The organism is Segetibacter sp. 3557_3, assembly GCF_004354985.1.
In the GTDB taxonomy this organism is placed as follows: Bacteria; Bacteroidota; Bacteroidia; order Chitinophagales; family Chitinophagaceae; genus Segetibacter.
The window spans coordinates 185,600-198,779 of record NZ_SMSK01000009.1 but is presented as its reverse complement, the minus strand read 5'-3'; the positions used below and the strand labels follow the sequence as shown (position 1 = coordinate 198,779).

Annotated in this window: 9 protein-coding genes; 5 read left to right on the top strand and 4 right to left on the bottom strand. The window is 43.7% G+C overall.

The genetic code is table 11. The features are described 5' to 3' along the window. Positions 1 to 47: 47 nt before the first annotated feature. Together EXU57_RS14945 and EXU57_RS14940 are read right to left on the bottom strand one after the other, a co-directional pair. Positions 48 to 2,330, bottom strand: a complete 2,283-nt coding sequence (locus EXU57_RS14945; RefSeq protein WP_133269028.1) for an exopolysaccharide transport family protein — start codon at positions 2,328 to 2,330, stop codon at positions 48 to 50. Between the two features lie 3 nt (positions 2,331 to 2,333). Next, on the bottom strand, positions 2,334 to 3,104 hold the full coding sequence (locus EXU57_RS14940; protein WP_133269027.1) for a polysaccharide biosynthesis/export family protein: 771 nt from the start codon (positions 3,102 to 3,104) through the stop codon (positions 2,334 to 2,336). 1,074 nt (positions 3,105 to 4,178) lie between these two features. Here EXU57_RS14940 and EXU57_RS14935 point away from each other — a divergent pair. Further along, positions 4,179 to 5,096: a hypothetical protein gene (locus EXU57_RS14935; protein WP_133269026.1), complete on the top strand. Its 918-nt coding sequence runs from the start codon at positions 4,179 to 4,181 to the stop codon at positions 5,094 to 5,096. 336 nt (positions 5,097 to 5,432) lie between these two features. On the opposite strand, the gene EXU57_RS14930 is transcribed toward EXU57_RS14935, so the two are convergent. Further along, positions 5,433 to 5,912 carry a hypothetical protein gene (locus EXU57_RS14930; protein ID WP_133269025.1) on the bottom strand — a complete coding sequence of 160 codons (480 nt, stop codon included), beginning with the start codon at positions 5,910 to 5,912 and terminating at the stop codon, positions 5,433 to 5,435. A 412-nt stretch (positions 5,913 to 6,324) separates the two neighbouring features. Beyond that, positions 6,325 to 6,561, bottom strand: coding sequence for a heavy metal-binding domain-containing protein (locus EXU57_RS14925; RefSeq protein ID WP_133269024.1), 237 nt, complete (start codon positions 6,559 to 6,561; stop codon positions 6,325 to 6,327). 654 nt (positions 6,562 to 7,215) lie between these two features. On the opposite strand from EXU57_RS14925, the gene EXU57_RS14920 reads away from it, so the two are divergent. The 4 genes from EXU57_RS14920 to EXU57_RS14905 all read left to right on the top strand — a co-directional run bounded on the left by EXU57_RS14920 (position 7,216) and on the right by EXU57_RS14905 (position 13,000). Then, a complete protein-coding gene (locus EXU57_RS14920; RefSeq protein ID WP_133269023.1) occupies positions 7,216 to 7,554 on the top strand; it encodes a hypothetical protein in 339 nt (112 codons plus the stop codon). A 386-nt stretch (positions 7,555 to 7,940) separates the two neighbouring features. After that, a complete protein-coding gene (locus EXU57_RS14915; protein WP_165958158.1) occupies positions 7,941 to 9,227 on the top strand; it encodes a histidine-type phosphatase in 1,287 nt (428 codons plus the stop codon). Between the two features lie 86 nt (positions 9,228 to 9,313). Then, a complete protein-coding gene (locus tag EXU57_RS14910; RefSeq protein WP_207955487.1) occupies positions 9,314 to 11,143 on the top strand; it encodes a cytochrome-c peroxidase in 1,830 nt (609 codons plus the stop codon). 246 nt (positions 11,144 to 11,389) lie between these two features. After that, entirely contained in the window at positions 11,390 to 13,000 is a 1,611-nt protein-coding gene (locus EXU57_RS14905) for a purple acid phosphatase family protein (protein ID WP_243745606.1), read from the top strand. Positions 13,001 to 13,180 lie beyond the last annotated feature (180 nt).

Genomic DNA, 13,180 nt, shown 5'->3' with positions numbered 1-13,180 from the left:
ATATAGCTCTGATTAGGTAAGTCCATTTCGATTTTACAATGCTTATTTTATGCGTAGTAATTCTTTTCACGAGAAGGTTTTGCGGCGTTAATTATTGCAGCGACATTCATGACCTTTCCGTCGGTAACAATTTGCTCGATAAATTTAAGTTGTTTTTTGGAGGTGAATAGTTCACGTATAACGTATAAGACCGCATCACTATATTTCCCTAATACAAAGGCATCACTTACAAGTGTGGCCGGCGCTGAGTCAATAATTACATAGTCATAAGTGGATTTGAGTTCAAAAAGTAGCTGTTCAATTCTTGCACTCAGTAATAAATCTCCTGGATTTTCTGGAATGTTCCCAGCAGGGTACAGGTGTAATGTTGGGACTCCTTCAACAACGTGAAACAAATCTGACAAAATCCCGGTTTTTTCTTGAAGGTAGTCTGTAATGCCTGACTTAGTGGGTAATTGGAGTGTTTCTGTCATTGACGGTTTTCGCAGATCCAATTCAACGAGAGCTACCTTTTTTCCTGGTGTCGCAAGCACTGCTGCGAGATTCAAGCTCACAAAAGTTTTTCCTTCGCTACCGACGGAAGAAGTAACCAGTATCACTTTTGGAGGTTGACTCTGGTTTAAAAACGAAAGATTCGTACGAATGCTGCGGAGTTGCTCCCCTAGCTGTGTACGACTTAAAACATTGATTACATGTTTGTTTTTCATGTTTACATATGTAATCTCTCCCAAAATAGGAATCGACAGTTGCTGCTCAATTTCTTTACGAGTAACTTTATCATTAAATAGATTTCCAACGTAGATAATTCCGAAAGCAACAAAGAAGCCCAACAGTGAACTATATAATATGATGTTCCTGGCATTCGGCTCTACAGGTCCATAACCGGTAGCCATTGTAATTTGTTTATAATGGGGAACGCTGGAGGATGTACTGGATATAGCGGCTTCCTCCCTTTTTTGTAGCAGGTAAAGATATAAGCCTTCGGTAATGCCCTGTTTTCTTTTGATTTCCTGTAATACCCGTTCACTCTGTGGCACGGAGGCGAGAAAGTTCCGGTATTGGCTGTTTTGTTGTTGTGAGCTATTTTGTTGCAGTTGTAGGTTTTTGCTGATGTTGTTCAGGCTTTCCTGGATGCTGCTTTTAAGACTAGCAAGCTGACCATTAAGATCCTGCATTACCGTGCTGTTTGGTGCAACCAAAGGTGTCTCCCGTTCCCGCTTTAGCTGGAGTTCGTTATATTGAACGATAAGCGAAGCGAGGGTGCCATCATTCAGTCCCAGTGAGGAGGGGACAAGTTTGCCGCTGTTTGCCGGGTTGGCAAAATAGTCGCGTAGCATACGGACAACTCCCTGCTGGATGGCAAGATCCTTTATGCTTTTTGAAACTTCGTTGGCATTTTCAAGTGACTGGGCAGATTGTCCTTTGATGTCTATGATCTGCCTGCTTCCCTGGTAGCTTTCAAGGTTCCCTTCAACCCCCTTAAGCTCACCGGAAATATTCAGGAGCCGGTCGTCGATAAATTGAACAGTTGTTACAGAAAGCCGCTTCCGCTCTTCAATATCCGCCTGGTTAAATTCGGTAAAAAGTGCGTTGAGGATATCTTTTCCCTTCTGAAGATTTTCGGTTTTTATCGATAATTCAATCACACTCGTTTTGATGTCGTATGATTTAATGCTCAAATTTCCCAGCAGGCTAGCGGTTACCTGTTGTATGGGTAGCCAACTGACGAGGTAATCGCCATCTCCCGGCACAATTTGACCTGTTGGTGAGAGTACAAAAGTTTGCTTGTTTAAAACGAATGGTGTTTGCCATTTAAATCCCTTGTTTTGTTTTTTATCACCCTCTCCATAAGAAATGGTGCCACCGGACTCCTGTATTTCGTCAACACTGAAAATAGTGGAACGGTTGCTATCCGTCAGATTTTTCGCGGTTACAGTAAACGGTGCGTCTTTATAAATCTCTACATTTAGTAGCGTGCCTTTCTTTACATAAACAACATTGAACTGGTGTTTTGCTACGGTGCGACTCATCAAGTCTGGTGAACCTATCAGTAGTATTTCATTGTTGATGTTTATTTCTCTTTTTCCACTAAGCGCCATCTCGATGATATCAGCGGAGTTTGGTGTTCCGCCTTCTGCTCCCTTAATCAGAAAGGATGTGGTAGAAAGGTACTTTGGTACCGTATACCGCACGTAAAAGAGGCCGGTGCCGATACATATAGCGAGGCATGCCACGAAAATGGGCCATTTTGCAAGGTATCTTGCAAATAATTCCCTTACAGAAGTGTCGGTGGTTGCTTCCCCAAATAAGCCGTTAGCCTGTTTGTTCATAAACTAGTTAGATGCAAATATGAAGAGGGTGCCTATGCTGATAACGACACCCACGATTGAAAAAATTAAACTTGTTCTTCGCTGCGCTTCGGGATCAACACTTAGATTCTTTAATTTGTTTTTGTTAGGACCTACATACACGACATCATTGGGCTGAAGGATGTAAACAGGAGATTCAAAAATGTCTTTATTTCTTAGATCCACTTTGTGAAATATCTGTTTTCCATTTTCTTCACGGATTATTGTCACATCGTCCCGTTTACCGAAATCCGTTAAATCACCAGCGGCGCTGAGTGCATCGATGATGCTTACCCGGTCCTCGGTAAACTTTTTGGTTCCCGGCAGGCGTACTTCACCAAGCACATTTACTTTAAACTCAAGTAACCGCACCAAAACGGATGGATTTTTTACGTAGTCGGTGAGCTTTTGGGCAAGTTGCTGTTGGAGTTGTTCCCTGGTGAGGCCGGATGCGTTTACACTTCCGATGACGGGAAATTCAATTAGCCCTGACTGACTTACCCGGTAACCCTGTGCAGCACCATTACTATTCGGTAGATTGAAAATTGATGCCTGCTCCTGGTTAAGTGTCTTACTGGCCACCTGGATGCTTAGGATGTCATTTGGTCGTATCGTGGTTTCCTGTTGTTGTGCATTTACGGTGTCCGCACCACGATTAAAATAAACATAGTCGTGATTTATTTTCCGGGAGGTACCGCAGGCTAGCACAAGGGCCAGGATGGAGATGGTAAAACAATACCTTATATAGGTTGACATATAAACGTTGAGGTGGTTGATTGGCACAATAGATGATGGCAACAGGAAATTCGTTGCGCTGCTATCCCATTTTCGTGATTATAATTTGAATTTCAGAACATCGTAAATTGATAATTGAACATCAAATTCTAATAACAGTATGGTTAGCCTTTATGGCTTCGCCCTTCTCAATCCCATTTTGGATGGATGAGGCAGAGGATCTTTTCAAAAAACAATGGGGGCTGTTTTCGTAAGCAACACGGGTTTAGAAAAAGGGGGAAATGCTGGATATTAGCTTGTAAAAACGAAAGTTATTCGAAATTAGTGTCTGAACACCAATAAATGGACTTTTTTGGGATATAATTCCCCATTTTCAGGGGCTTTTAATGAATGAATTTTTATAGGCGGAAATTTTAAGATGTTTTTAATTGCCATTATTTTCATCTGATTATATCAAGACAAAGGCACACTTTCTTCCCCTTTTAACTATTGTCTAACGCATGCATTCTCATTGCTGCTTAACAGTAAACAAGGGTTGAGGCGGCCCTGATGAAACATCTTAATCTGCAGCTTCAATGCGCCAGCACAGAATTAGCAACTAAAGCCCATTTTCGCAAAGATGGAAGATCCATCAACCAGTATTTACTGCTCCTGCTTTGGAGATTCAGACAAAAATACCCACTGACTTCCCTCTTTGGTTTAACCGGATCAGGGTTAGAGAAATTATAATGATCACTTTTCAATACAAAGCGAACATTTCTATATACCGGTTTAAACCATGTTGTAATTGTGATTTGCAGCCCCATATTGCGCCCCCTTCAAGCTATGTCATCCTGTTTTATTGAGGCTATTATCAAGTGGGTACACCCCATGCTATAACAGCAATGTTCTGCAGTTCCTTTCACCAAATGTTCCACAATGCTCTTGTAGAAGGCAGCGGAACATAGCCTCTGGTTAAACAAGGGGTTTTCCATCCAGCAAGCACAAGAAATCTTATGGCTGCATCCACCAATAATCTGGGCGAAATGGCGTTTTATCGTGGCCTTGGCGGTGGGTTGATGTTTGGACTTGCCATTAGGCTTGAAATCCAATATCATGAATCCAAGGTTACCCTCGATTTGTTTACTACTGTCCTTATTTGCATCTGCATTCATTACTGTAGTCACAGGAACGACCGTCCTACAAAGGGGTACGAGCCCTAATAGGGCGGTTGGGGAGACGCGCCCCGATTCCATTGGTCAACTACCGCCGCCACCCCTGATGGCCGTTGAATTTAGCGGCAAGGTATTTTTGCAGGGTGCTTACCAGGCATCAGCCGGAACCATGACCAATAAGCTAATTGAACTTCGTATACTTCAAAGCCATGCAACACATCAGCCTTATAATATGGGTTCATTTGGAAATTACCCTGGGTCTGAAAAAGTGCTGCCTGTACTATTTGACCAACACCCGGAAATCGTGGACTGGGTAATGGTTGAGTTAACTGGTCCAGCTTTGCCGGGTATCACCGTACGAAGAGCAGCCTTTGTAAGAAAAGACGGGGTATTGGTAGACCTGGACGGAATTACTACCCGTATTCAATTTAATGAAGTGGGTGGGGGAGCGTATTATATTACCATCAGGCACCGCAATCACCTGGCCGTGCGAACACCATCACCCCTTGATTTTACCAGCGGAAATGCAAGTCATGATTTTACCACCGCTGCATCGCAGAGTTATTGCAATCAAACTTACACTTCAACAGTCCAGGTTGGTGGGGTATGGGCCATGCGCGCGGGAAATGCAAATTCAAACAACAACCTTAAGTTTAATGGCCCGTTCAACGACCAGGACATGATCCAGAATGTCGGGCTGGGCGGTTCGATCTCCCTTGTAAAGTCAAATCAATACCATGTGGCTGACGTTAACTTGGATGGCCAGGTAAAAACAAATGGCCCCAACAATGATCAAAACTTCCTGCTAAACGTGGCACTTGGTGGGTTGATCGGGATGGTTTACGTTGAGCAACTGTGAGGACACCTGCTTAGCACCCGATGCCACTAATGAATGTATTATTGAGCTTAAAACACGGAGGTCGATCGCATTGGACAAAGATTATGGGCCAAGCTTTCCTTAATCCTGAATTTCGGGTGTTTTATCAGGCATATCAGTCGATAGTTAGAAGAGCCAAATTTGTATGAGAGGAAAATAAATGTTACACATTTCGAGTATTCACCCAATCAAAATAGAAGGGACACAAGAATACCATTGCTATAGCTCTCGTTCTGCTGGAAAGAGAACATCGATCGAATTTCTTAATTACAGTCAAAATGAAGTACTTCACCTGGTGAACTGCTGATAAAGATTTAATTATTGCTGTACCTGGGCGGAGATCTGTGCATTAATAGCGGTGCGAATGGTTTCGAGCTCTTTCAACCGCTGGGTCTTTTTATCCAATTGCGTGGTGAGTTTTGCAATCTTTTTAATTTGGTCGTCAACATTGTTGTTTGCCGATCTTGCATCCTTAGCTTCACCAAGCGCGTTTTTCGCCTTCCGCTTGGCTTTTCTTGCATCTTTTACACTCCCGTGAACGGCATTTGATGCCTGGTCGCTGCTGGAGACTGCTGCATCCTGTGCATCTGTCCCCGCGCTGCTGGCTTTGGATTGAATAGCCGGCAAGTTGTTCCGGGCAATGGTTAGTTCAGAAGTAAGCTCTGCAATGTCGTTATGCACTTTCACCAGTTCTTTATTGAGCTTTACGGTGTCAGAACCGTTTTTATATTTTTGAGCGTACGTTACGGAACCTGATAAAACCAATAACAGGGTAGATAATAGAATAAACTTTTTCATAATTATAAATTGACACTATGATGGAATCTAAAGTGTAATCGAAATGACTACTTCAGTAATAATTTAATGCTAATTGATTCCAGGTAAAGCTGGTGACAGGAATAAGAAAGGTAATTTCGGAGTGATCAATCTAAGGTAGTCTATATTAATGACTACCACTGTTAAATAATCGGCGCAGAACCATTTGTGACTAGAAGAACATTTCCTTTTTTGATAATATTTATTGTGCCGTTGCGCGTTAAATTAATCACATGTGTTCCCCGTTATATGTGTAAGTGCACACATTACCCCGCGCGAAAACGCACACAATGCTGTGCGAAGAAGGTAAATCAATTAAATGCTTGCATATACCCCAATCCCGGAACAGGAGTTCCTCAATAAACCCATTTAAGCAACCCGGATGGGGAATGGCCTACATTTTTGGGGCTGTTTTTTCAGCCGCTTTCTTCGTTTTCACGGCAACCAGTGTCATCCCACATTTGGTGCATTTGCCGGGTTTGCTTTTTACCACATCAGGGTCCATTTCGCAGGTATACTTTGTAGGCGACTTGCTTTCTTTATTTTCCTTTGGCGCTTTTTGCTTTGCCTGCGCAAACGTTGTATGCGAGACTGCCATTAGCACTGCAAAACACATGACGACGATTTTCATATAGCTTACTTTATGGATAAGTTGATCTTATTTGACCTTGCAAACCTATGCTAAATGTGCTCTTGTTGTTGGATTGTCGTATTGTTAAAGGTAGTTTTCCCGCTTTCATTCTACCGCTTCCGTGAGGCTTCTGAACTGAGCGGTGCGATGGCCATTTACGACCCCCGATCTGCATGCAAGGCATGTTCACTTATCAGTACCATCCTTCATCCAGGTAAACGAGGTTAGTGTATACTGCAAAGCCGGTGGCGCATTCAAACAAGGGTAGGTGGTATGATTCGCATTTGCCCATGGTTGTACTAGCACATTTAATGGGTTATGCGAGGTGCTATCTTAACATTGTCGACCAACAATATTTTTTTGGTGACCGGCTTTACTCTGCTTCCGGGCATCCTTGCCACGCTCGCTTGTACGGCAACGCTTTGCTGAACGCTGGTTTTATTTGCACCGTCCCTTTATGTTTGATAAGCTTACATGAACTGCCTTGCGCTAACAAGGTGACTATTACAATTTTCGTAAGCATAATATTGACTTAATGCAGTGTTGACAATAGGTTAATGCAACCCGCCAATATTTGCATTCATTCACACCTAAGTCATAATGCATACGGGCAGAATTCCTAATCGTTTTCTGCATCGCTAAAATTACCGTTCTATGAAAGCACTTTTTTTTGAATTGTACAATCAATATATAGGTAGTTCTATCGAACTAAACGGGCTGCAAATCACCGTTCGGATATCCGTGATTTTGCTTGCTTTACTGCTGTTTATCCGCTTTTCCGGTATCAACGCTTTTAATCTTGAAAAGCAAAATGCGTTTAATACATCTATCACGGCAATCGTGGTATTCTATGCCGCTTTCTCTGTGTTTTCTGTTGATGGCTTTGTATCCTGCCTGGTATCTATCTTCATATTTGGTGTGCTCCTGCGCGCCATTGGGCTAATCGCACATTCAGGTGAACCGGCCTTCAAAGACAAGCAGGTTAGTAATTGAGGGCTCTTTCGTACAGGGTTGTTCAGCCTAAAAAAGTATCTGCTATTTTGCGGAAGGGGAACTTGCCTCCTCTGTGTGGCAATGATTGAACGGAGCCCCGCCGGCTGGCGCAGCCGGGCGGCCAAGAATGCCTCATTATACATCACCTTCCGGAGTCAAAAAAAGCACAGCAAAACGCAGGTTTTGAATCAAAGGCTTAATCTATGCAGGTGCACATAACATTTACTTAATGCTGCTTGTTCTCCTAATCTACATTACTTTGGCTCCTCATCGTTACGGATAAATGGTATCTCATAATTCCCCCGGTAAAAACCCTTTCAAACAACATTGTGTTGAACTATACCCGCTGGCTGCTTCTTATCGCATTTTTTAAATCTGCCTCTTGTGTGTGCCAGCCTTGTGCCAACCTATCGTATGGCACGAAAACCCTGTACACTCCGCAACAAAAAGTATACGCGCAACCTCCTAAAGATTACAAAGCCGCTTTTATAAACTATGTTGGCAGGCATGGTGCCCGGCACCTTACCAAAGCCGTAAAGACGACCTATGCTTACGATATATTGCGAAAGGCGGACAGCCTGGGGGCGCTCACACCCGACGGAACGTTGCTGTTTAAGATGGTGGATCGTTTAGACCAAATCGAAAATGGTCGTGTTAACAATATATCGATGCTGGGCCGAAAAGAGCAACATGATATTGGTGCAAGAATGGTAACCAACTACCCGGAACTATTTTCTAAAAAAGACTATTCTGTAACCATTGCCGTGACCAATAAGGTAAGAACACTGCAAAGTGCAAATGCATTTGTTTCGGGCCTCAAAAAGAAGGCGCCATCAACAAAGGCTTTCAGGATTGACACAGATGATGAACACCTTCGTTTTTACGACCTGTCGCCTGCATATACCCGCTATGCCGATGAAGGTAATTGGGTGTCTGCATTGTCGGAACTTGAAAACGAATATGCGTTTCTGCAGATCAGTAGAGCTTTTACAGGCAAGATGTTCGATGCAACTTTTTTGTCCGCTCACAAAATCAATTCTACAAAATTCACCGATGATGTTTACGGTTTTGCAATGATTGTTCCGTCGGTATCAGCAGAAGCCAAAATTTATAACGCGCAAACAAGAGCGCTGGACTTCCTCTCTTTTTTTACCTGTACGGAACTGGATATATTAGCCCGGCTCGACGCCGCAAAAGATTATTTCACCAAGGGGCCGGGGCTCGACCTTAACGGAATACAGGTAAAAATCGCCGTTCCATTGTTAGCAGATTTTATCAGGTCGACAGATGAATACATCAATACGGGTAAAAACGTAGCTGCCTTACGATTTAGCCATGCAGAAGCGATATCTCCTTTCGCAGCATTGCTTTCGCTAAAGGGTGCTTCAGCAGTGGCGGCCCATCATCAACAAATTGATTCGGTTTGGCAACCCGCTAATATAATTCCGCTAAGTGCCAACATTCAATGGATCCTTTACAAACAAAAAAATAGTCAGCAATACCTGATCAAATTTCTTTTAAATGAAAGCGAAGTTGGGATAGATGGACTTGACACCGATACGTTTCCATACTACCGTTGGAATGCGGTTCGGGCATATTACATCAACAAATTAGCGGCTTACCAGACCAACCCGGATGCTGACATGAAAGCCTTTTTATTCAACTTACAATAGCACTTGTACCTACATCGTAGGGTCATTTTAATGCCTTCAACAATCGTAACCTCATCAGCATCGCCCGGGTTCAACCTTTTTAAATCATGCGCTCTATAATTAGTATCCTGGTCCTGGCTTTCTGCTGCACAGTGCTGGTTAGCCTGAAAGCACCTTCGGGCGCTCCGGTCGGCTATGAAACGATGGTCCCTTATTTTAGAGTTGAGGCAAAAAAGTTTTCAGAAACCGTAAAGGGGCTTAAAGATGCAATTGTCGCTATAGACACCAGCGATTCTGCGACGTTAACCAGGGCCAGGGCTGAACTGCGTTTATGCCGGCTGTCCTATAAAAAGATTGAATTTTTCCTGGCTTATTTCTTCCCAAGTTCTGCCATACTATACAATGGTTCGCCCGAAGTTGAAGTGGAGGAGCCTTTTATGGAGTGGGAAACACCCACAGGTTTGCAGGTGATTGAATCCATACTCTATGAACCTGCTTCGGCATTACTGAAACAACAACTACTTGAAGATGTTGAAGTGATTAGTTCTTCAGCAAGCGATATACAATCGCTGCTGTTCAATTTCAACACTAACGACGCCGGGATCCTGCAGAGCATAGATGTTGAACTCATTCGCATTTATACACTTGGTATCACGGGATTTGACGCACCCCGGCTAAAGTCCGGGATTGAAGAGTCGTATGCCGCAATGACCGGGGTAGCCGCGGTATTGCAGCCGTACCTCGGTTTAGCGGCAGGCGGCGACAGCGTAAAGTATTACCTGGCTGGTAGCCTGCAATACCTTACAAATCATAACGACTTTGATAGGTTCAACAGGCTGGCTTTCCTGACGGATTATGCCTTGCCACTCCAGCGCTCGCTGCGCCTTTTAATACGTGATTTGAAACTACAATTGAGTACTGCAGACAGTATTGTGAATAACCTTTCGGCCAACCTGTTTAGTACTGATGCGATTCATATCAGTGCATTTGGTGGTAAGCAGGAAGCCAGTAAGGACATGATTGGTTTGGGTAGAAAATTGTTCTTTGAAACCTTACTATCCGGCAACAACAAGATCAGTTGTGCAACCTGTCATAACCCTGCGAAACATTTTGCTGATGGTTTGCCAACAAGCCTTGCTTTTAACGGCCACTCCAACCTTAAAAGAAATGCCCCAACCTTGCTTTATTCGGCTTATCAATATGAACAATTCTGGGAGGGTCGCGCAAAAACCCTTGACGAACAAATCAGGTCTGTACTGCTAAATCCTGATGAAATGAATGGTGATGAAACGAAGATGATTACAAGCCTTGAGCAGGACAAGGATTACAAAGTGCTATTCAACCGTGCTTTTCCGAAAGCAGTAAAGGGCCAGATAACAACAGGGGAAGTTGCAACAGCCATTGCTGCATTTGTACAGACGTTAAATCCGCGCAACTCCGCCTTCGACAAATATCTCCAGGGAGACAGGACGGCCATGAGTGATGCGCAAATAAATGGCTTCAATCTTTTTATGGGTAAGGCGCAATGCGGCACCTGTCACTTTGCACCGCTGTTTAACGGGCTAATGCCACCAGCGTACAACAAAACCGAAATTGAAGTAATTGGAACCCCGCGTACCGCAAACTTCGACAAACCACAACCAGATACGGATAGCGGACGATACAATACTGTTCCCATTTCGTTTTATCAGGGTGCTTTTAAAACCCCCACAATCCGCAACGCTGCTGTCACTGGCCCGTATATGCACAATGGATCATTCAGTAGCCTGGAACAAGTGTTGGACTTTTACAATAAAGGCGGTGGAAAAGGCATTGGGTTGAACATTGGGAATCAAACACTATCGCCATTGCCCCTGAACCTCACCAGTCAAGAAATGGAGAATATCATCCAGTTTATTGAATCGTTAACCGATACCATCGAATTGCCGATAGAATAAAGCAGGCACAATGCATAAAGATTACTTAACGCAGGAATGCATCAGGAGGATGGGATATGCATTTCATTTGTAAAAATTTCCAGGGATTACTATCATCTTCATTTAGCTTTTATAGCACAATCGAAAAACTTTCTTCCATCAATTTTTTTTACGGTATAGACGCTACGAAAGGCTCGCCGGTTAGTTAAATAGGGCAGTTAAAAGACTTGCTCATTTTCAAGTTCAACAATAAAACAAACGTTTATAATGAAAAGGTTATTAGTGTTGATGATCATCATGGGAGCAGTCGCATCTGCACCGGGAATAGCACAGGATACATCAGCACCCAAAAAGGTAAAAGTACCCCAGGCGGAACGGAAGCCAACAGTTACCGCGGGCTTACTAAGAGGACCCTATTTGCAGGTTGCGACGAGCGAAAGTATCATGGTGCGGTGGAGAACTGATGCGCTTACCCGCAGTGTTGTTAATTATGGCGCTGCGCCTGGGCAACTAGATCTGCTTGCGGAGGATACGTCTTTGACCTTTGAACATAAAGTGCTGTTAACCGGTTTGTCGCCACACACCAAATACTACTATGGCATTGGTGGCGGAATGGGCGATACCTTACAATCAGGTGCTGAAAATTACTTTGTAACCTTACCTGCACCGGGTGCAACAGGGTCCTACCGGATCGGTGTTTTCGGCGATTGCGGGAACAACTCAACCAACCAGCGCAATGTAAGGGACCAGGTGATAAAGTACCTTGGCGACAAGCACATGGACTCCTGGATCCTGCTTGGCGACAACGCATATTCGAGCGGTACAGACCCCGAGTTTCAGCAAAAATTCTTTAATGTTTACAAGGATAATCTGTTGCGCAAGTACCCGTTATTCCCTGCACCGGGCAATCATGATTACAATGATCTGTACCGGTTTAAATCGTCGGCACAAGCGTCGCACGATATTGCCTATTACCAAAACTTTTCCATGCCTACCCAGGGCGAAGCGGGTGGTGTTGCATCAAATACGCAGGCTTTTTACGCATTCGATATCGGCAATGCGCATTTTTTATCCCTTGACTCTTATGGTAAAGAAGACAACATAACCCGGATGTCGGACACCTTGGGTGCACAGGTTCAATGGATCAAAAAGGACCTTGAAGCAATTGAAAACCGGAGCAGCAAGTGGGTGATTGCTTATTGGCATCATCCCCCATACACGATGGGTTCTCACAATTCAGACCGGGAAACAGAGCTTGTAAAAATCAGGGAAAACTTTATCCGCATACTTGAGCGTTACGGGGTCGACTTGGTATTATGTGGGCATAGCCATGTTTACGAAAGGTCTAAACTAATGAACAATCATTTCGGCATGGAAGCAAGCTTTAGCGAAGAAAAGCATAACCTGAGTACATCAACCGCACTTTACGATGGAAGCAAAAACGGTTGTCCTTACATCAAGGATTCGGCAAATAATAAAGGCACTGTTTATGTGGTTACGGGCTCGGCGGGAGCACAGGGCGGACACCAGGAAACCTATCCCCATGATGCCATGTTTTATTCTTTCAACAACCTTGGCGGAGCTTCTATGGTAGAAGTGGAAGACAATCGGCTTGACCTCAAATTCATCAGCGCCGACGGTCAGATAAGGGATCATTTTACCATGATGAAAAACGTAAACAAAACACATATCCTGCGGGTTAAAAAGGGACAAAGCCTCACACTTAAGGCTTCCTTCGTGGGTAATTATAAATGGAACAAAAGCACCGCAACAACCAGAAACATCAACGTTGTTGCTCCTGCGGGCAAAACCGTATACGAAGTGTACGATCCCTTTAGTTGTGTAAAGGATGTTTTTGAAGTGAACGCTTCAAAATAAGTATCGACACAGCATATTCAAAAAACAAGATTATTCGTGCTGCCAGCAGGAGATTCAAAAATGGGTTTCCTGCTGACCTGGAAAGCTATGTCTGAAAATTCTGCTCAACTCTTAGTTGAGGTAATTAGACATGTGTACACGATAGGGTGGAGCCGCACCATAATGATTTACAATAGAAAG

What these genes read in the sequence shown, in the direction of transcription:
- EXU57_RS14930 (WP_133269025.1), bottom strand. Translation starts at nt 5,912, where the DNA reads ATGAAAAAGTTTATTCTATTATCTACCCTGTTATTGGTTTTATCAGGT.
- EXU57_RS14925 (WP_133269024.1), bottom strand. Translation starts at nt 6,561, where the DNA reads ATGAAAATCGTCGTCATGTGTTTTGCAGTGCTAATGGCAGTCTCGCAT.
- EXU57_RS14935 (WP_133269026.1), top strand. Translation starts at nt 4,179, where the DNA reads ATGAATCCAAGGTTACCCTCGATTTGTTTACTACTGTCCTTATTTGCA.
- EXU57_RS14910 (WP_207955487.1), top strand. Translation starts at nt 9,314, where the DNA reads ATGCGCTCTATAATTAGTATCCTGGTCCTGGCTTTCTGCTGCACAGTG.
- EXU57_RS14940 (WP_133269027.1), bottom strand. Translation starts at nt 3,104, where the DNA reads ATGTCAACCTATATAAGGTATTGTTTTACCATCTCCATCCTGGCCCTT.
- EXU57_RS14945 (WP_133269028.1), bottom strand. Translation starts at nt 2,330, where the DNA reads ATGAACAAACAGGCTAACGGCTTATTTGGGGAAGCAACCACCGACACT.
- EXU57_RS14920 (WP_133269023.1), top strand. Translation starts at nt 7,216, where the DNA reads ATGAAAGCACTTTTTTTTGAATTGTACAATCAATATATAGGTAGTTCT.
- EXU57_RS14905 (WP_243745606.1), top strand. Translation starts at nt 11,390, where the DNA reads ATGAAAAGGTTATTAGTGTTGATGATCATCATGGGAGCAGTCGCATCT.